At 60.5% G+C, this 20,119-nt stretch carries 14 protein-coding genes; 9 read left to right on the top strand and 5 right to left on the bottom strand.

Annotation, left to right across the window (positions count from 1 at the left end; genetic code table 11):
- Positions 1–101: 101 nt before the first annotated feature.
- From HU811_RS09015 to HU811_RS09030, 4 genes are all read left to right on the top strand, one after another.
- The gene (locus tag HU811_RS09015) at positions 102–338 is read left to right on the top strand and encodes a DUF1653 domain-containing protein (protein ID WP_047227205.1); all 237 of its coding nucleotides are present in this window, start codon (positions 102–104) and stop codon (positions 336–338) included.
- A 115-nt stretch (positions 339–453) separates the two neighbouring features.
- A complete protein-coding gene (gene topA / locus HU811_RS09020; protein ID WP_186655365.1) occupies positions 454–3,066 on the top strand; it encodes a type I DNA topoisomerase in 2,613 nt (870 codons plus the stop codon).
- Between the two features lie 143 nt (positions 3,067–3,209).
- The gene (locus HU811_RS09025; protein WP_092403118.1) at positions 3,210–3,734 is read left to right on the top strand and encodes a DUF6586 family protein; all 525 of its coding nucleotides are present in this window, start codon (positions 3,210–3,212) and stop codon (positions 3,732–3,734) included.
- 106 nt (positions 3,735–3,840) lie between these two features.
- On the top strand, positions 3,841–4,074 hold the full coding sequence (locus tag HU811_RS09030) for a hypothetical protein (RefSeq protein ID WP_047227208.1): 234 nt from the start codon (positions 3,841–3,843) through the stop codon (positions 4,072–4,074).
- Positions 4,075–4,144: 70 nt separating this feature from the next.
- On the opposite strand, the gene sulA is transcribed toward HU811_RS09030, so the two are convergent.
- Together sulA and lexA are read right to left on the bottom strand one after the other, a co-directional pair.
- Entirely contained in the window at positions 4,145–4,618 is a 474-nt protein-coding gene (sulA, locus tag HU811_RS09035; RefSeq protein WP_186655368.1) for an SOS-induced cell division inhibitor SulA, read from the bottom strand.
- A gap of 10 nt (positions 4,619–4,628) precedes the next feature.
- On the bottom strand, positions 4,629–5,237 hold the full coding sequence (gene lexA / locus HU811_RS09040) for a transcriptional repressor LexA (RefSeq protein WP_092403120.1): 609 nt from the start codon (positions 5,235–5,237) through the stop codon (positions 4,629–4,631).
- A 240-nt stretch (positions 5,238–5,477) separates the two neighbouring features.
- Between lexA and HU811_RS09045 the strand changes: the two genes are divergently transcribed.
- From HU811_RS09045 to HU811_RS09060, 4 genes are all read left to right on the top strand, one after another.
- Complete coding sequence (locus HU811_RS09045; protein ID WP_092403122.1) at positions 5,478–6,185, top strand: TetR/AcrR family transcriptional regulator; 708 nt, start codon at positions 5,478–5,480, stop codon at positions 6,183–6,185.
- A 183-nt stretch (positions 6,186–6,368) separates the two neighbouring features.
- Complete coding sequence (nagZ, locus tag HU811_RS09050) at positions 6,369–7,367, top strand: beta-N-acetylhexosaminidase (protein WP_177193397.1); 999 nt, start codon at positions 6,369–6,371, stop codon at positions 7,365–7,367.
- A gap of 11 nt (positions 7,368–7,378) precedes the next feature.
- Complete coding sequence (locus tag HU811_RS09055; protein WP_092403126.1) at positions 7,379–8,119, top strand: S-methyl-5'-thioinosine phosphorylase; 741 nt, start codon at positions 7,379–7,381, stop codon at positions 8,117–8,119.
- 118 nt (positions 8,120–8,237) lie between these two features.
- Complete coding sequence (locus HU811_RS09060) at positions 8,238–11,531, top strand: DEAD/DEAH box helicase (protein ID WP_186655371.1); 3,294 nt, start codon at positions 8,238–8,240, stop codon at positions 11,529–11,531.
- A 216-nt stretch (positions 11,532–11,747) separates the two neighbouring features.
- On the opposite strand, the gene HU811_RS09065 is transcribed toward HU811_RS09060, so the two are convergent.
- The 3 genes from HU811_RS09065 to mfd are packed head-to-tail and all read right to left on the bottom strand — an operon-like array spanning position 11,748 to position 18,479.
- Positions 11,748–14,441, bottom strand: a complete 2,694-nt coding sequence (locus HU811_RS09065) for a DEAD/DEAH box helicase (protein WP_186655374.1) — start codon at positions 14,439–14,441, stop codon at positions 11,748–11,750.
- Positions 14,442–14,452: 11 nt separating this feature from the next.
- Positions 14,453–15,019 (bottom strand): CsiV family protein, encoded by a 567-nt coding sequence (locus HU811_RS09070; RefSeq protein ID WP_092403132.1) that lies wholly within the window; start codon positions 15,017–15,019, stop codon positions 14,453–14,455.
- A gap of 10 nt (positions 15,020–15,029) precedes the next feature.
- Positions 15,030–18,479, bottom strand: coding sequence for a transcription-repair coupling factor (mfd, locus tag HU811_RS09075; RefSeq protein WP_186655377.1), 3,450 nt, complete (start codon positions 18,477–18,479; stop codon positions 15,030–15,032).
- A 168-nt stretch (positions 18,480–18,647) separates the two neighbouring features.
- On the opposite strand from mfd, the gene HU811_RS09080 reads away from it, so the two are divergent.
- Positions 18,648–20,111, top strand: coding sequence for a glyceraldehyde-3-phosphate dehydrogenase (locus HU811_RS09080; RefSeq protein ID WP_092403136.1), 1,464 nt, complete (start codon positions 18,648–18,650; stop codon positions 20,109–20,111).
- The last annotated feature ends 8 nt before the right edge of the window (positions 20,112–20,119 follow it).

The following is a 20,119-nucleotide window of genomic DNA, read 5'->3' on the forward strand; positions in this document are numbered from 1 at the left end:
GTCGATGGAAGCCGGGGCCAAGTGCCCCGGTTTTTGTTTTTCCCGGGTTTAGTAAAAAAATTTTGTTTTTATTTTGAAAAAATTTGAGAGAGGGCCAAGACATGCCGATACAACCTGGGCTCTACCAACATTACAAAGGTCCGCAGTACCGCGTATTCAGCATTGCGCGGCATTCCGAGACCGAGGAAGAAGTGGTCTTCTATCAAGCCCTGTATGGCGATTACGGCTTTTGGGTGCGGCCGTTGAGCATGTTCCAGGAGTCTGTCGAAGTTGACGGCGAGCAGGTGCCACGCTTTGCTTTGGTGCAGGCCGAAGAGAGCCTTTTTTCCAAGCCTTGAGGCCGATACCGGGGCAACCCTGCGCTTGACCTCACCTTGCAGCCACTATATATAGCGGTGCCGCGTCAGGCGCCAACCGCCTTTCACTTTTTAGAATTCAGGAATTTTCTGATCCATGGGCAAATCGCTGGTCATTGTGGAATCCCCGGCTAAGGCCAAGACCATCAACAAGTATCTGGGCAACCAATACGTGGTGAAGTCGAGTATCGGCCATATCCGAGACCTGCCCACCAGCGGTTCGGCTAGCGCCAGCAAGGAGCCAGCCGCCAAGCGCGGCAAGGCTGCTGCCGGTGAAGCGCCGGCGCTGTCGCCCAAAGACAAGGCGCGCAAGCAGCTGGTCTCTCGCATGGGGGTTGATCCGGAACACGGCTGGAAAGCCAAGTACGAGATCCTCCCGGGCAAGGAAAAGGTCATCGAAGAACTGCGTCGGCTCGCCAAGGATGCCGACACCATCTATCTGGCGACGGACTTGGACCGCGAAGGGGAAGCCATTGCCTGGCACCTGCGCGAAGCCATCGGTGGGGATGACAGCCGCTACAAGCGCGTGGTGTTCAACGAAATCACCAAGAAGGCCATCCAGGAGGCCTTCTCCCAGCCGGGCGAGCTGGACATCGATCGGGTCAACGCCCAACAGGCGCGGCGCTTCCTTGACCGCGTGGTGGGCTACATGGTCTCGCCGCTGCTATGGGCCAAGATCGCCCGTGGCCTGTCGGCCGGTCGCGTGCAGTCGGTCGCCGTGAAGCTGGTGGTTGAGCGCGAGCGGGAAATCCGTGCGTTCATCCCTGAAGAGTACTGGGAAGTTCACGCCGACCTCGGCACCGCCAAGGGCGCCACCGTGCGCTTCGATGTGGCTCGCGAGAAGGGCGAAGCCTTCAAGCCGCTCAACGAAGCCCAAGCCATGGCTGCGCTGCAGAAGCTCAAGGCTTCCACCTACAGCATCGTCAAGCGTGAAGACAAGCCGACCAGCAGCAAGCCGTCGGCACCGTTCATCACCTCCACGCTGCAACAGGCCGCGAGCAACCGCCTGGGTTTCGGCGTGAAGAAAACCATGATGATGGCCCAGCGTTTGTACGAGGCGGGCTACATCACGTATATGCGTACCGACTCGACCAACCTCTCGGCCGACGCCGTGACAATGGCGCGCACTTATATAGAAAGCGAGTTCGGCAAGAAATACCTGCCGGAGACGCCGAACGTCTACAGCAGCAAGGAGGGCGCACAAGAGGCTCACGAAGCGATTCGTCCCTCCGATGCCAACACCGAGCCAAGCAAGCTGTCGGGGATGGAGCGCGATGCCGAGCGCCTCTACGAGCTGATCTGGCGCCAGTTCCTGGCCTGCCAGATGCTGCCGGCGCAATACCTGTCGACCACGGTCACCGTCGGTGCCGGTGACTTCGAGCTGCGCGCCAAGGGCCGCATTCTGAAGTTTGACGGCTACACCCGCGTCATGCCGCAAATCACCAAGCCGGGTGATGACGACGTCCTGCCAGACATGGCTCAGGGCGATGTGATGAAGCTGATCAAGCTCGATCCGACCCAGCACTTCACCAAGCCGCCGGCCCGTTATTCGGAAGCCAGTCTGGTCAAGGAAATGGAAAAGCGTGGCATCGGTCGTCCTTCGACCTACGCGGCGATCATTTCCACCATCCAGGACCGCGGTTACGTGGCGCTGCACAACCGTCGGTTCTATTCGGAAAAGATGGGAGACATCGTCACCGAACGTTTGTCCGAGAGCTTCTCCAACCTGATGGACTACGGCTTCACCGCCGGCATGGAAGAGAACCTCGACGATGTGGCCCAGGGTGAGCGGGACTGGAAAAACGTCCTCGACGAGTTTTATGGCGATTTCAAGAAAAAACTCGAAGTAGCCGAAAGTGCCGAGAACGGCATGCGGGCCAACCAGCCTGTGATGACCGACATCCCATGCCTGACGTGTGGTCGTCCGATGCAGATCCGTACCGCCTCGACAGGCGTATTCCTGGGTTGCTCGGGCTACAGCCTGCCTCCCAAGGAGCGCTGCAAGGCGACCGTCAACCTGGTGCCAGGCGACGAAATAGCCGCGGACGACGAGGGTGAATCGGAATCCCTGGTGCTGCGCGGCAAGCACCGCTGCCCGATCTGCAGCACGGCGATGGATGCCTACCTGTTGGATGAGAAGCGCAAGCTGCACATCTGCGGTAACAATCCCGATTGCGCCGGTTATGAGATCGAAGAGGGCACCTATCGCATCAAGGGCTATGAAGGCCCGAGCCTTGAATGCGACAAGTGTGGCAGTGAGATGCAGCTCAAGACCGGCCGTTTCGGCAAGTTCTTCGGCTGCACCAATCCGACCTGCAAGAACACCCGCAAACTGCTCAAGAGCGGTGATGCGGCGCCGCCGAAGATGGACCCGGTGAAGATGCCTGAACTCAAGTGCGAGAAGGTCAACGACACCTACATCCTGCGCGACGGCGCGTCCGGCCTGTTCCTGGCGGCCAGCCAGTTCCCGAAAAACCGCGAGACCCGTGCGCCGCTGGTGCTGGAGATCGTGCCGCACAAGGACGAAATCGATCCGAAGTACCATTTCCTCTGCGAAGCTCCGAAGAAGGATCCGGAGGGTCGGCCGGCGGTTATTCGTTACAGCCGCAAGACCAAGGAGCAGTACGTGCAGACCGAGGTCGACGGCAAGCCAACCGGCTGGAAGGCGTACTACGACGGCGGCAAATGGACCGTCGAGGACAAGCGCTGAATAGCCTCAAGTAAACAAAAGGCCGCATGACAACCCATAGGTTTTCATGCGGCCTTTTGGTTTTTGCCTTGCAGTGGCCTCGGTTGTTCCACGACACTGTCGCCCTTGCGTGAAGCTTTTATTTCGTTGGGGAGAATGCCGCCATGGCCCACGAACTCTACACCCGCACCAATCAGAAAATTTATTTCGCCGGCCTGTCGCTCGAAGCGCTCGCCAGGGCAGAGGATGGGCGTGCGATGAATTCCCCCGCGCTGACCCAGGCCGGGCGCGAATCAGCGCTGTTTCATCTGTACGGCGCGTTGTTGGGGCTTTGCCACGAAATTGCCGGTTTCTACCGTCTGCCGCAGGCAAATGCGCCCCGGGCCGAACTGTTGTTGACACCGGATGTGTTGGAAACCATCGCCATTCCGGAACTGGCCGAAATGGTCGAGCTGGCGCACAACCCGCAAACCTGGCTGGCTCAACTGTTGGCGGCACACGCGGCACTGTTTGAGCCGCCCCGGGCTCCTCGCAAGCCTAAGGGTGACGTGACTCAGCCTTTGATCATGGCGGTCAATCTGGACGAAGAAGAGCCCGAGCAGGCGTTGAGCCGGGAGGAGTTGGAAAGCTGGCGTCAGAACCTCAAGAACCTGGCCATCCGCTTTCGCGAAGGGCTGAACGAGTGCTGAGTTTTCCCCCGATCCGTAATATTCGCCCATAACGCTTGGTCAAGATCCCGAGCGAAGCCTGGCCGATGACTATATAATCCTCGCCTTTCGTGGAGAACAGACTTTTATGCCAACGTCCTTTCTAGAAATTGTCGAACTTCCTGACGGCCGCATCGAGCTGCGCAGGGCCGAGGACGAGGGTTCTCTGGTTACCTTGAACTTCTCCGAAGACGCCAAGGCCTTCCTGCAAGGCCAGCACGTCGAAGTCGCCAAGGCGATGTTGAGTGTGGGCGTGCAGATGGCAGGTCGTCTGGTTGAAGGCGAATTCAACAAGGAAGAGGGGCCGCGGGTTCTTCATTGATCCCGCCTGTCGGCTTTTGGACGATACTGTTCCTGGCCGGCTTCTCTGTCCTGGAGAAGCCCTGCGTTTTTTAGCCCAATCGAATATTCAGGCTTTGTGCGTCCCCGGTGCGCGCGGCGCTGATCAACTGTTGCCGTGCGGTCGTGGTCAACGGATTGAGCCAGCTGACCACCGTATGGCTGCGGCCCAGGCGCAACGCTTCACAGGTCAGTTGCTGGGCGCTTTGAGTGCCCCGCGGCTGTAGCAGCAGGATGCGCTCACGGTTCAAGCCCGCATCTCGCAGCCAGGCCTGGGTGACACTGGTCGGTGGTGCGATCAGCGTCAGCCAGCGAGCGTCCTGGTCCTGGCTCAGCTCGCGCAGAATCGGCGCCAGCAGGTTCAGGCAGTTCCCGGCGGCACCACGTAACGACAGTTCGCTGAAGGCCTCGGGCTCGGCGCCCCAAGGTGACTCGATCACCTCTTTGAGGGCGGGAACCAGCGGTTGGGCCATGAACGCCTCGAACAGCGGAAGTTGAGTGTGTTGTGGTGTGTGTGGGAACTGCATAAAGCCTCCTTTAGCGGCGGATAACGCCGACACTCAAGCCTTCGATGACCAGATCCTGATCTTTAAGATCGACTTCGATGGGGGCGAACTCAGGATTCTCGGCAATCAGCCAGACCTTGCTACCGTCGCGCTTGAAGCGCTTGACGGTCACTTCATCACCGATTCGCGCCACCACGATCTGACCGTTGCGGGCTTCGCGAGTGGTGTGGACCGCAAGAAGGTCTCCGTCGAAAATGCCGATGTCCTTCATGCTCATGCCGTGCACGCGAAGAAGGTAGTCCGCCCGTGGATGGAAGAACGATGGGTTGATGTTGCAGGACTCTTCGACATGCTGCTCGGCGAGGATCGGAGCGCCTGCTGCTACCCGGCCGATGATCGGCAGGGTGGTTTCGTCGGCCTTGGCTTCAAAGCCAGGGATACGAATGCCGCGGGATGCGCCCGGGGTCATTTCGATAGCGCCCTTGCGAGCCAGCGCCTTGAGGTGCTCTTCAGCCGCGTTAGGCGACTTGAAGCCCAGTTCCTGGGCGATTTCCGCGCGGGTCGGCGGGTAGCCGTTGTCTTCGAGGCAGCGTTTGATGAAGGCCAGAATCTCTGCTTGGCGTGGCGTCAGCTTTAGCATATTGATCGCTCTGTCTTTTTATACAGTGACTGGGATTATATACAGTGGGCGCGGCTTGGCAATCCTCCTTTTCTCGCAGGCCGCTGGACGGTCGGTCGGGCCGCAAAAACGTCATGGGCTACAGCGGGCCGTAGGTGTGGTTAAATATCTGACCGAGCGTTCGCAAAACGTCCCGGCAGGCTTGACAACCCCAAGGCTGAAACGTATGTTTCAAACAAGTGTTTGTCAGGCGGAGTAGCCATGGCCCAGTCGGAAACCGTAGAACGCATTCTCGATGCTGCCGAGCAATTGTTCGCGGAAAAAGGTTTCGCTGAAACCTCATTGCGTCTGATCACCAGCAAGGCCGGGGTGAACCTGGCGGCGGTGAATTATCACTTCGGTTCGAAGAAAGCGCTGATCCAGGCAGTGTTCTCGCGTTTCCTAGGGCCTTTCTGTGTCAGCCTGGATCGTGAGCTGGAGCGGCGTCAGGCCAAGCCTGACGTCAAGCCGACCCTGGAAGAGCTACTGGAGATCCTGGTCGAGCAAGCTCTTGTCGTGCAGCCACGCAGCGGTAACGACCTTTCCATTTTCATGCGCTTGCTGGGCCTGGCATTCAGCCAGAGCCAAGGCCACCTGCGACGTTATCTGGAAGACATGTACGGCAAGGTTTTCCGCCGCTATATGCTTCTGGTCAATGAGGCCGCGCCGCGCATTCCGCCGATCGAGTTGTTCTGGCGCGTGCATTTCATGCTCGGCGCTGCTGCCTTCAGCATGTCCGGCATCAAGGCGCTGCGGGCCATCGCAGAAACCGATTTCGGTGTGAATACATCGATTGAGCAAGTGATGCGTCTGATGGTGCCATTCCTGGCTGCAGGCATGCGGGCCGAAAGCGGCGTCACCGATGAGGCCATGGCTGCCGCGCAGTTGCGCCCGCGCAGCAAATCAGCCCCGGCGCTCGCCAAGGCCTGAGTGCACGGGTGGGCGCGGCTGCCTACATCCGCTAAGCTAGCGGCCCATGCCGACTCTCGTTTCGAACCCGCTTTATATTTCATTGCATAACCGTGATCTGCCGGGCCTGGAGCCCGGCGGCGCGGTCGTGCGTGCGTCGCTGTGCGGGTTCATTGTTATCAAGGAAATATTATGACTGCTGGCCTGCAAGGCTCGTTGATGGTGGACGTCGCCGGTACCTGGTTGACGGCCGAAGATCGCCACCTGTTGCGCCAGCCCGAAGTGGGTGGCCTGATCATTTTTGCTCGCAATATCGAGCATCCACGTCAGGTGCGCGAGCTGAGCGCCTCGATTCGCGCCATCCGTCCCGACCTGCTGCTGGCGGTCGATCAGGAAGGCGGGCGTGTGCAGCGCCTGCGCCAGGGGTTTGTGCGGTTGCCGGCCATGCGGGCGATTGCCGACAACCCGAATGCCGAATACCTGGCCGAGCAGTGCGGCTGGATCATGGCCACTGAAGTGCTGGCGGTCGGCCTCGATTTGAGTTTTGCCCCGGTGCTGGACCTTGATTATCAACGTAGCGCGGTGGTCGGCAGTCGTGCCTTCGAAGGCGACCCCGAGCGTGCAGCGCTGCTGGCAGGTGCCTTCATTCGGGGCATGAACGCGGCCGGTATGGCCGCCACCGGCAAGCATTTCCCCGGCCACGGCTGGGCCGAAGCCGATTCCCATGTGGCCATTCCCAACGATGAGCGCAGCCTTGAACAGATTCGCGCCCACGATCTGGTTCCGTTCGCCAAACTGAGCAAGCAACTGGCGGCAGTCATGCCGGCCCATGTCATTTATCCGCAGGTCGATGCCAATCCAGCCGGTTTTTCCCGGCGCTGGCTGCAGGACATTCTGCGTGGCGAATTGCAGTTCGATGGCGTGATCTTCAGCGATGATCTGTCGATGGCGGGTGCTCATGTGGTGGGTGATGCCGCCAGTCGTATCGAGGCGGCGTTGTCGGCCGGTTGCGACATGGGGCTGGTGTGCAACGATCGCGCCGCCGCCGAACTGGCCTTGAGCGCCGCCCAGCGGCTGAAGGTCAAACCATCGGCGCGCATCGCACGCATGCACGGGCAGGCCTTCGCCTCCACCGAGTACCGCCAGGACCCACGCTGGCTGACGGCAATCAGCGCGCTGAAAGCCGCCCAACTGATCGATTAAGGACATTTGTCATGACCGTTTACGCAATTATCGGCGGCACTGGCCTGACCCAGCTCGAAGGTCTGACCATTCGCCAGTCCTTGGCAGTAGAAACGCCCTATGGTGCGCCATCGGCAGAGGTGCAGATCGGTGACTACGCCGGGCGCGAAGTGCTGTTTCTGGCCCGTCACGGCCATCCTCATCGCTTTCCACCTCATCAGGTGAACTATCGCGCCAACCTCTGGGCCCTGAAGCAGGCCGGCGCCGAGGCGATCCTGGCGGTCAACGCCGTGGGCGGGATTCACGCCGCGATGGGGACCGGGCATTTCTGCGTGCCTCACCAATTGATCGATTACACCAGCGGCCGTCAGCACACCTATTTTGCCGATGACCTGGAGGCGGTTACCCACATTGATTTCAGCTACCCCTACAGCGAGGCGCTGCGCCAGCAACTGATCGCCGCCCTGGCCGCCGAGGGCTGTGGCTACAGCAGCCATGGCGTCTACGCCTGCACCCAGGGCCCGCGCCTGGAAACCGTGGCCGAAATCGCCCGCCTGGAGCGCGACGGTTGCGACATCGTTGGCATGACCGGCATGCCGGAAGCGGCGCTGGCGCGTGAACTGGAGCTCGACTACGCCTGCCTGGCGCTGGTGGTGAATCCGGCGGCGGGCAAGTCCACGGCCGTGATCACCATGGCGGAAATCGAGCAGGCGCTGCATGACGGGATGGGGAAGGTGAAGTCGACGTTGGCGCGGGTATTGAAGGCTGGCTAGCGGAATAGGCAGTGAAAACGGGCGCAAGGTTTCCCGCTGTCGGTAAGGGCTATTCGTACAAAGCTCTCGGAAGGCTCCGATTTTCGGTTTCGTCATCCGTCATTAAAGTGCTGAGCCCATGATTAAATCGATTGCAGAGCTTCTTGAGACTGAGTGGGGGGAGTCGTTCGGTCACCGTACGCTTGCTCGTGGGTTCGACTACGCCGAGGAAGAACGCGTCCGGATACTGCAAGTAGATGAGCGATCGGTTCACGCTGAATGCGAGGGGGCTGAGGCTAATGTATACCAGCAGGTGATCAAACTCATTCGTTATCAGGGTTATGACGAGGTTCGTTATGAATGCTCGTGCCCGGTTGGCGGCGATTGCAAGCACTGTGTCGCCGTCATGTTCCATCTGACGGGGAATGAGCAAGCCCTGCAAGGCGGCTCCGGCGGCGAACAGCTGAGCCGCGATCTTGAGGCCTGGATTGAGCATATTCCTGCGCAAGGTTCCGATTCGACTGCCATCGCGAATAACTCCGATGTCCGGCTCTTTTACAAGCTCAAGAGCACAGAGGCCGGGAGGTGGGGGCTGGAGCTCTTCAAGGGCCGTCAGCTCAACGATGGTTCCCTACGGGATCTGAAAGCGTTTTATCAGCTTGGCGACATGCTGATTCGTTTGCCGAACTACATGTCTGACATTGACCAGCAGATCGGTCGGTTGCTGATCAGCAGTCAACATTTTCATGGCCAGATGAACAGCTATCCGTTGCAAGGGCGCAATGGCACCGATGTACTGGCGCTGGCATTGCAGTCTTCGCGCTTGTACTTCGAGCTGGACCCGCCGCAGCCGCTGAGCGCAGGGGCTCGGAAGCCCGCGCAGTTCACCTGGACTGAGCGACCCAACGGCAACTACAGGCCTCAGTGGCAAAGTGCCGATCAACGGCCGGGTAAGATTCTGCCGCTCGAGCCGCTTCATTATCTGGATGTATCGCGCAGGGAGCTTGGCCGGCTGACCTATGAAATAGACGACAAACTGGCCTGCCATTTATGCCTCGCGCCAGAGATACCCGCGCGCCAGGCTGTGCTTTTCAGCCATCGGCTCAATGCTGTCGACCGACCCATCCCTGCACCAAAAAAATTGAGCGAGCGCATCATCGACGACGTTGAGCCGCGGGCGGTGCTGAAGTTGGGAAGCGAACTCAATCTTCGGCACTGGAAGTCGGTTCCAGAGCATCGTGCGGCGTTGACCTTTATTTACGACGGTCATGTTGCGGACGATAAAGAAACCACGCAGGTATCGGTCCTGTCCGGGACCGAGACGTTGCGCATCCGGCGTAAGCCCGATGTCGAACAAGCCTTTCGCAACGTTTTGCGCAAGGCAGGTTTCAAAAAGGCCGCTCGCAAGAGCCTTGCGCTGGCGGGTAGCGCGGGTGAGATGTTCCAGATGCCGGATGACGCAGCCTGGTTGGCGTTCATGGATAAAGGCCTGCCGCAGTTGCGGGCCGCCGATTGGCAAATCGATATGGAAGACGGCTTTCATTTCGATCTGCAACCGGTGGAGCAGCTGTACGCCGACATCGAGGAATCTCCTGGCCAGGAGTGGTTCGATTTACAGTTGGGCGTTGTCGTCAATGGCAAGCGCCACAGTCTGTTGCCGATTTTGCTTCATCTGCTTCGCTCAAACCCCGAAATGATGGACCCGGGAACTCTCGATCAGCGCAGTGACGAGCAGTTGTTGTTGGTTGATCTCAATAGCGGAAAACTCTTGGCCGGTCCTGGCGTGAAAGTCGCGTTGCCGTATGGGCGGGTCAAACCGTTGATGGCGACCCTCGGCGAGTTGTACATGAAGGCGCATCGGGGCGACTCGTTGCGCTTGAGCGCTTTCGATGCGGCCAGGCTTAACACGCTGGAAGGTGTTCCGCTGGCGTGGCAGGGTGGCGAGCGGTTGCGCGCTTTCGCAAAGCGATTGCATGAATCAACTCATGTGCATGTCCCTGCGCCCGAGGGGCTCAAGGCTATGCTGCGACCGTACCAGCTCGAAGGGCTCAATTGGATGCAGACCCTGCGTGAGCTGGAGGTCGGCGGCATCCTGGGCGATGACATGGGCCTGGGTAAAACCTTGCAGACCCTGGCTCATCTGCTGTGCGAGAAGCAAGCCGGACGCCTGGATGTCCCGGCGCTCGCCGTCATGCCCACCAGCCTGATTCCCAACTGGCTCGACGAGGCGGCACGGTTTACTCCGCAGCTCAAGGTGGTAGCGCTTCATGGCGCTGCCCGACAAAAAGACTTCGCCAGCCTGACACAGTACGACCTGATATTGACGACGTATGCCTTGTTGCCACGGGATCTGGAGGTGTTAAAGCTCCAGTCCTGGAGTGTGCTGATTCTCGATGAAGCGCAGAACATCAAGAACCCCACCAGCAAGGCCGCCCAGGCTGCACGCGAACTCAATGCCCGACAGCGTCTGTGCCTGTCCGGCACGCCCCTGGAAAATCACTTGGGTGAACTCTGGTCGCTGTTTCATTTCCTGTTGCCCGGGTGGCTGGGGGACAGCAAAAGCTTTAACCGGGACTACCGGACGCCCATTGAAAAACACGGCAACAGCGAGCGCATGCGGCATCTGACGGCCCGGATAAAACCTTTTTTACTGCGGCGTAAAAAAGAGCAGGTCGCCACCGAGCTGCCACCCAAGACTGAAATCGTGCATTGGGTCGACCTCAGTGACGGGCAGCGGGATGTTTATGAAACCGTGCGCGTGGCCATGGACAAGAAGGTACGTGACGAAATTGCCCGTAGTGGTGTGGCTCGCAGCCAGATCATCATCCTTGATGCGTTACTTAAGTTGCGTCAGGTCTGTTGCGATCTGCGGTTGCTCAATACCGCGCAGACCGCCAAAGCACTGCGTTCCGGCAGCGGCAAGTTGGTCAGCTTGATGGAGATGCTTGAAGAGCTGCTCAGCGAAGGGCGCAAGATTCTGTTGTTTTCCCAGTTCACCTCGATGCTGGCCTTGATAGAGGAGGAGCTGCAAAAGCGTAGTTTTGACTATTCGTTGTTGACCGGCAGCACCACGGATCGGCGTACGCCGGTGAGGGATTTTCAAAGCGGCAAGGTGTCGCTGTTCCTGATCAGCCTCAAGGCCGGCGGTACGGGGCTCAATCTGACGGCTGCCGACACGGTGATTCACTTCGATCCATGGTGGAACCCGGCGGTGGAAAATCAGGCGACCGACAGGGCTTATCGGATCGGTCAGAACAAGCCTGTGTTTGTTTACAAGCTGATCGCCCGGGGCACGGTGGAGGAGAAGATGCAGGCGCTTCAGCAGGATAAGGCCGCGTTGGCCGGCAGTGTGCTGGATGGCGGAATGACGGGTGGGTTGGGGCTTGAGCAGAGCGATATCGAAGCGCTGTTTGCGCCGTTGCCCAAGGCCTGATTTGCCCGGCACGTCCAATATCTCTGTTACCGGTTAGTCAGCTATCGCGAGCAGGCTCGCTCCCACAGGAGATTCGGGGTGCAGCCCTATCCAGCGTTCACCTCAGGGCAATGTGGGAGCGAGCCTGCTCGCGATGACGGCGACACAGCTAAAGGCTCCAACAACTGAACCACCGCTATCGCGAGCAAGCTTGGCTCCCACAGGGATCGCAGCGAATCAGCGTTTTTCCAGCTTGTCCGGCAATGGCGCGAACAGCGCCTCGATATCGTCGCTTTGCAGTTTCCAGTCTCCGGCCACGCGCCCGTCCAATACGCCGGCTGCGAGGTCGGATTTTTCCTTCTGCAGCAGCTGAATCTTCTCTTCAACCGTGCCTCGGGCAATCAGTTTGTAGACGAACACCGGTTTTTCCTGGCCGATGCGATAGGCGCGGTCGGTCGCCTGGTTTTCGGTGGCGGGGTTCCACCATGGATCGTAGTGGATCACCGTGTCCGCCTCGGTGAGGTTCAGGCCCACGCCGCCGGCCTTCAGGCTGATCAGAAAGATCTGCCGCTTGCCGCTCTGGAATTCCTTGACCGGCGTGCGTCGGTCCCGGGTCTGGCCGGTCAGGATGGCGTAATCGACGCCGCGTTTCTTCAGTTCGTCTTCGATCAGCGACAGCATCGAGGTGAACTGAGAAAACAGCAGCACCCGACGACCTTCTTCAAACAGCTCCTCGAGCATCTCCATCAGGCTGTCGAGCTTGCCTGAAGTGCTGCCTCGGGCGGGCAGGGCGGCATCGTTGAGCAGGCGCAGGTCACAACAGACCTGACGAAGCTTGAGCAGTGCCTCGAGAATGATGATCTGGCTGCGAGCCACGCCTTTGCGGGTGATCTCGTCGCGTACCTTCTTGTCCATGGCCAGGCGCATGGTTTCGTAGACGTCCCGCTGGGCATCGCTGAGCTCGACCCAATGGATGATCTCGGTCTTGGGTGGCAGTTCTGTCGCTACTTGCTCCTTGGTCCGGCGCAGCAGGAAAGGTTTTATCCGACCGTTGAGGTGCTGCAGGCGCACATCGCTGCCGCGCTTTTCAATCGGCACGCGGTAGTCGCGGTTGAAGCTCTTGACGTCCCCGAGCCAGCCCGGGAGCAGGAAGTGGAACAGCGACCACAACTCGCCCAGGTGGTTTTCCAGCGGCGTACCGGACAGGCACAGCCGCTGCCTCGCGTTGAGTTCGCGGGCGGCCTCGGCGGCTTTGCTGTTCGGGTTCTTGATGTACTGGGCTTCATCGAGGATCAGCACATGCAACGGCTGCGCCGCCAGGCGCTCGACATCCTTGGGCAGCAGCGCATAAGTGGTGAGGACCAGGTCGTAATCGGCCAGCCGGTCAAAATGTTTCTTGCGCCCGGCGCCGTACAAGGCCAACACCTTGAGTTGCGGGGTGAAGTGGGCGGCTTCGTCGAGCCAGTTGGGGATCAGGCTGGTGGGCATGACCACCATGCAGGGGCGGTCGAGGCGCCCGGCGTTTTTTTCACTGAGGATGTGCGCCAGGGTTTGCAGGGTTTTGCCCAGTCCCATATCGTCCGCGAGGATGCCGCCCACTTCCAGTTGCCGCAGCGATTGCATCCAGCTCAACCCTTCGAGCTGATAAGGCCGCAGTGTGGCGTTCAGGCCTTCTGGCGCCGTGCTGGTGTAGTCCTTGATGTCCCGCAGGCGCTGGGCCAGGCCACGGATGTGCTCGCCGCCTTCCCAGCGCAGGGGCATGTCTTGCAGCGGGTTCAGGCGCAGGGCATCTGCGCTGTTCAAGCGCAGTTTGGTGGTGCCCGGTTCTTGCAGGTAAAACTCGCCCAGGGTGGCCAGCACCGGTTTCAGCCGGCCATAGGGCAGGGCCACTTGCTGCGGGCCGAACTCGGAGTTCGGGCGGTTAGGCAAGTTGACCAGGATGAGTTCGTCATCGCGGCGCCTGGCCAGGCGTTCCGGGTTGAACAGCTCGATGTGCGAACGCATCAGGTTCAGCAGAATCGGCAGCAGGCTCAATCGCTCACCGTTGACGATGATCCCCAGTTCCAGATCGAACCAGTCCCGTTCCGGCGTTTCTTCGACCGTGGCGTACCATTCGTCCACCGCCGTCAGGTCGAAACCGAAATCCTCGTCGATCTGCAACTCCCAGCCCTGGCTACGCAGTTTCGGCAGATCGTTGAGGGTGAACGTCAGCCAGGCACTGTCGTTGACCATCTCGTACAGCTCACCGGCGCTTTCCGGCAGGGCCTTGCTTTGGCGGGTTGCGATTTTGAAGCCGAGGATGCGTAGCTGTTCGCGGTAGGACTGCTCGACTTCCGTCTGGCGTTTAATCCGCAGCGTCTGTGTGTCCTGGCGAATCAGTACGTCAGTGTTGCGCTGGCCGCTGACGTATTCGTCCAGGTAGCTGAAAGATAGGGCGGCGCGGTGCTGGATATAGCGCTGCATCTTGCCGTTGCGCGGCTCGAAAGCGCTGAACTCGATGCTTGCCAGCCACAGCCGCGGCACTGGCTGAACATTGTCCACCAGCACTTGCGGCGGGGCCTTGGGGCTGCGGTTTTCCAGCACGGCCTGGAGCTTCTCCAGCAACTGCGCGTCTTTCTCGGCGGCCGGGTAGGCCAGGGTTTCCTGGACTTGCAGCAGCACCGCCGCGCAGTGTTTGCAGTTGATGCGCACCGGGCAGGTACAGGCGGCTTCGAGCAGAATCAATGTGCCTTTGGCTGACTCTTTCAGGCGAATCGTCTGGCGGTAAACGTTGCCCCCAGAGCCTTCACAACTGGCGGTGATGGTGCTGTCGCCGGCCTCGACGATCCTGACGCGGTTTTCCAGCGCGTAACGACGCCCACGCTCCAGGCTCTGTTCCTTGAATCGATTGACCCAGGAGGGTGCCAGGGGTTTGCTCAGGGGCGAGGGCATAGGCGCGCCGATCAGTCCGGAATGACGTCAGGCGCCTGCCGTGGCGCAGGCGCAGTCAGCGAGGTGATTTTGATCAGCAGGCCGAGGTGGCCGTTGTCGAGGAAATTCAACTGACCATTTTTGGTATGGCTCTGCTGTTTGAGGCGTTCGCTGGAAGTGACCAGCCCATTGGTGTCGATCTGGTTGATCCAGAAGTCGGCATCCACATCGGTAAACCGCCCCAGTTTCAGTTCCAGGGTCCCTTCGATGGGGAACTGGCCGAACTGTTCTGCGCCATCACTGACGGCGATTCGGCTGCCCTGTTCGCCCAGGTTCTGCTGCCAGGCTTTGTGCATCAGCACTGTGTACTGGCCGCTGGCGTTGAGTTTTTCCACGATGTGACCCAATGCAGGCGTGCGTTGGCTGTTCGCGTCCAGGCGTTGCGCACCCGCGTCCCAGTTCTCCGGCGCGGCGCGGCTGACAATCGCCGGTTCGGCGTTCTGGCGCATCAGGATCATTTCAACCTGATACAGGTCGTCGGCAAACGCCAGGGGAGCGACCAGGGTCATCAACAAGGTCAGTGAGCGAAACAGGCGCATGGGGCGTCCTTCAAGCAGGGGTCGGAGTGAGGCGCTCGAACAGCGCTTCTACGGTATTGAAACGCTCTTCCGGGCGTTCCATGGGCACCATGAATTTGAACATCGTGGCACCTTCGAACTTGTAGCGTTTGGGCTGGCCCTGGATCAGCTTGATCAGTACCAGCGGATCGACCGGCGTCTGGGCTTCGAATTCGATACGACCGCCATTGGGGCCGCCATCGACTTTCTTGATGCCCAGTTGTTCGGCCTTGAGCTTGAGCCAGGTGGTACGCACCAGGTTCTTGGTGGGCTCCGGCAGCAGGCCGAAGCGGTCGATCATCTCCACTTGCAGGTCCTTGAGGCCTTCTTCGTCGGTGGCCGAGGCGATGCGTTTGTAGAGAATCAGCCGTGCGTGGACATCCGGCAGGTAGTCTTCCGGGATCAGCGCCGGCACCCGCAGATTGATTTCCGGCCCGCCGCCCAACGGTTGGTCGAGGTTTGGTTGCTCACCCTTGCGGATCGACTTGACCGCTCGTTCGAGCATTTCCATGTACAGGGTGAAACCCACGGCCTGGATCTGGCCGCTCTGGCCGTCGCCCAGCAACTCGCCTGCACCACGGATTTCCAGGTCGTTGGTGGCCAGCACGAAACCGGCGCCGAGGTCCTGGGTGTTGGCGATGGCCTCCAGGCGCTTTTCCGCGTCCGGGGTGATCTGCTGGCGCGGCGGCGTCAGCAGGTAAGCGTAGGCCTGGTGGTGGCTACGACCGACCCGACCGCGCAACTGGTGCAACTGGGCCAGGCCGAATTTGTCGGCGCGCTCGATGATGATGGTGTTGGCGCTCGGCACGTCGATGCCGGTCTCGATGATGGTCGAGGCGATCAGCACGTTGAAGCGCTTGTGGTAGAAGTCGCTCATCACCTGTTCGAGTTCACGTTCGCGCATCTGCCCGTGGCCGATGCCGATGCGGGCTTCCGGCACCAGTTCGGCCAGGTCGGCGGCGCATTTCTCGATGGTCTTGACGTCGTTGTGCAGGTAATAGACCTGGCCGCCACGCAGCAGCTCGCGCAGCAGGGCTTCCTTGATGGTGCTTTTGTTCTGCTCCATGACGAAGGTGCGCACCGACAGGCGCCGGGCCGGCGGCGTGGCGATGATCGACAGGTCACGCATGCCCGACACTGCCATGTTCAGCGTGCGCGGAATCGGCGTGGCGGTCAGGGTCAGGATGTCGACCTCGCTGCGCAGGGCCTTGAGCTGTTCTTTCTGGCGCACGCCAAAGCGGTGCTCTTCGTCGATGATCACCAGCCCCAGGTTTTTGATCTTCACATCGTCCTGCAGCAGTTTGTGCGTACCGATGACGATGTCGATCTTGCCCTCGGCCAGATCGGCCACCGCAGCGTTCACTTCCTTGGTGGACTTGAAGCGGCTCATCACCTCCACAGTCACCGGCCAGTCTGCGAAGCGGTCGCGGAAACTGTTGTAGTGCTGCTGGGCGAGCAGGGTGGTGGGCACCAGGATTGCCACCTGCTTGCCGCCGTGCACGGCAATGAACGCGGCGCGCATCGCCACTTCGGTCTTGCCAAAGCCCACGTCGCCGCACACCAGCCGGTCCATCGGCTTGGGCGCGAGCATGTCGGCGCGCACGGCTTCGATGGTGGTCTGCTGGTCGACGGGTTCCTCGAAGGGGAAACCGGCGCTGAAGGTTTCGTAGTCGGCTTTCGGGTCGGCGAAGGCATACCCCTCGCGGGCGGCGCGACGGGCGTAGATGTCCAGCAACTCGGCGGCGACATCGCGCACTTGTTCGGCGGCCTTGCGCTTGGCCTTCTGCCAGGTTTCCGAACCCAGGCGATGCAGCGGCGCCAGGGCGTCGTCGCTACCGGTGTAGCGGGCGATCAGGTGCAGGTTAGCCACCGGCACGTAGAGTTTGGCGCCCTCGGCGTATTCCAGGGTGAGGAATTCGGCGGCCTGGTTGTCGATTTCCAGGGTCGCCAGGCCCAGGTAGCGGCCCACGCCGTGATCGATGTGCACCACTGGCGCGCCTTCGCGCAGCTCGGTGAGGTTCTTGATGACGGCGTCGTTGGCGGCGTCGGCGCGTTTCTCGCGACGACGACGCTGCATGACGCGTTGGCCGAACAATGGGCTTTCGGCCACCAGCGCCAGGGCCGGGTCTTCCAGGACAAGGCCATCATTCAGCGGCGCGATGGTAATCGCCAGGCGATCTTTGCCGGCGACGAAGTCCGGCCAGCTATCGACGGTTTTCGGTCTCAGCTTCAGGCGTTCAAGCAGCTCCAGCAGCACTTCGCGACGACCGGCGGATTCGGCGGTGAACAGCACGCGGCCGGGGAAACCCTCGAGAAAACCGGCCAGGGCCGCCAGTGGCTGCGTGGCCTTGGCTTCGATCGCCAGGTCCGGCAAGGCCTTGGCCGGGAAGCGTTCGCGGCCGACGCCGGTTTCCACGTCCTGCTGGCTTGCCACCACGCGTGGCCAGCTCTTGAGTCGGGCAAAACAGTCTTCCACCGGCAGGAACAGCTCGGCCGGGGGCAATAACGGGCGGGAAGGGTCGACGCGGCGCTCCTCGTAGCGATTGCGCACATCGTTCCAGAAGTTCTCCGCCGCCTGCTCGATGCCGGGCAGGGAAAACACCTGGGTGTCCTGGGGCAGGTAATCGAACAGGGTGGAGGTTTCTTCGAAAAACAGCGGCAAGTAGTACTCGATGCCGGCGGGAGTGATCCCGCTGCTCAGGTCCTGGAAGATCGGGCAGCGACGGAAATCCACATCGAAGCGTTCGCGAAAGCGCGCCTTGAAGCGGGTCACGGCGTCTTTTTGCAGCGGGAATTCCTTGGCCGGCAGCAGGCGCACCGACTGTACTTTGTCGATGGAGCGTTGGTTTTCCGGGTCGAAGGTGCGCAGGGTTTCGATTTCGTCATCGAACAGGTCGATGCGGTAAGGCAACTTGCTGCCCATTGGGAACAGATCGATCAGCGCGCCGCGCACCGCGAACTCGCCGTGCTCATACACTGTATCGACGCAACGATAGCCACTGGCTTCAAGACGGCTGCGCATTTGCTCGACGTCGAGCTTCTGGCCGATGTCCAGCACCAGGCTGCTGCCCAGCAAAAACTGGGTCGGTGCCAGCCGATGTAGGGCCGTGGTGATCGGCACTACCAAAACGCCATGACTGAGCTCCGGCAACCGATAAAGGCTGGCGATTCGCTGGGAAACGATGTCCTGGTGGGGCGAAAACAGATCGTAGGGCAGGGTTTCCCAGTCCGGGAAATGCAGTACGGGCAAATCCGGGGCGAAGAAACTCAGTTCCTGTTCGAGCCGCTCGGCGCTTTGGCTGTCGGCGGTCAGCAGCAGGGTAAAGCGCTTTGCAGCGCTGGCAGCCTCGGCGATGGCCAGGCTCAGGGCGGCACCGGGCAGGTTGCCCCAGTGCTGTTTACCTGCCGCGGCAGGGAGAAGCGGGAGACGCAGAACGGGCACGGAAGGTTGAGCTCCAGCGTTGCGACAAAGTCGGCAATTGTAGCGGGGGAAGGGGGCGGCTGTCAGTCGCAGACTACCCTGGCGAACAGGAAAACCACGGTGCGACAGGCGCGCATTGCTCCGCCGAAGACTCGGCGGCATAATGTAGCCCCTTTTTTCAGCCCCTACATGTGGAAGGTTCCCGTGACTCAGAAGCCCGACCAGTGTCTTGGTGAATGGATCGATCGTGAAGCACTCGCAGAAGCGATGATCCCTCTCATCGGTCAGCTCTACCGCAATAACAACGTGGTGAGCTCGATCTATGGCCGCAGCCTGATCAACCAGTCTGTCATCGCGATTCTCAAGGCTCATCGCTTTGCTCGCCACCGTTCTTCCGACGACAGCGAACTCTCCGTCCACGAAACATTCCCGCTGCTCAAGGCCATGAGCGAGCTCAAGCTCGGCGCGGCTTCGGTGGACCTGGGCAAGTTGGCGTTCAAATTCCGTAACGAAGGCAATGGCCGTAGCGCCGAGCAGTTCGTTCGTGAAGAGATGGCTGATGTGGTTGGCCAGCAGAACGCTTCGCCTCGCAAAGGCACTGACGTCGTGCTCTACGGCTTCGGTCGTATCGGCCGTCTGCTGGCGCGCATCCTGATCGAAAAAACCGGTGGCGGCGACGGCCTGCGCCTGCGGGCGATCGTGGTGCGCAAAGGCGCCGAGAACGACCTGACCAAGCGCGCCAGCCTGTTGCGTCGTGATTCGGTCCATGGTTCGTTCAACGGCACCATCATCATCGATGAAGAAAACAACACCATTCTCGCCAACGGCAACCTGATCCAGGTGATCTACGCGAAGAGCCCGACCGAGGTGGACTACACCCAGTACGGCATCAAGGACGCACTGCTGGTGGACAACACCGGTGTCTGGCGTGACGCCGACGGTCTGGGCCAGCACCTGGCCTGCCCGGGTATCGACCGCGTCGTTCTGACCGCACCTGGCAAGGGCAAGCTCAAGAACATCGTTCACGGCATCAACCACGGCGAAATCACCGCTGACGACAAGATCGTCTCCGCCGCTTCCTGCACCACCAACGCCATCGTGCCGGTGCTCAAGGCGGTGAACGACAAGTTCGGCATCATCAACGGTCACGTTGAAACCGTTCACTCGTACACCAACGACCAGAACCTGATCGACAACTTCCACAAGGGCGACCGTCGTGGCCGTAGCGCCGCGCTGAACATGGTGATCACCGAGACCGGTGCCGCCACCGCCGCAGCCAAGGCTTTGCCTGAGCTGGCCGGCAAGCTGACCGGCAACGCGATCCGTGTACCGACGCCGAACGTGTCGATGGCCATCCTCAACCTGAACCTTGAGAAGGCTGCCACCCGTGAAGAAATGAACGAGTACCTGCGCTACATGGCGCTGCACTCCGACCTGCACAAGCAGATCGATTTCGTCAATTCCCAGGAAGTGGTGTCCACCGACTTCGTTGGCTCGCGCCATGCCGGTGTGGTCGACGCTGAAGCGACCATCGTTCAGGACAACCGCGTTGTGCTGTACGTTTGGTACGACAACGAGTTCGGTTACAGCTGCCAGGTGGTTCGCGTGATGGAAGACATGGCTGGTGTAAACCCGCCAGCATTTCCGCGCTAAGCCTTAGC

Source organism: Pseudomonas tehranensis, from assembly GCF_014268615.1.
Classification (GTDB): Bacteria; Pseudomonadota; Gammaproteobacteria; order Pseudomonadales; family Pseudomonadaceae; genus Aquipseudomonas; species Aquipseudomonas tehranensis.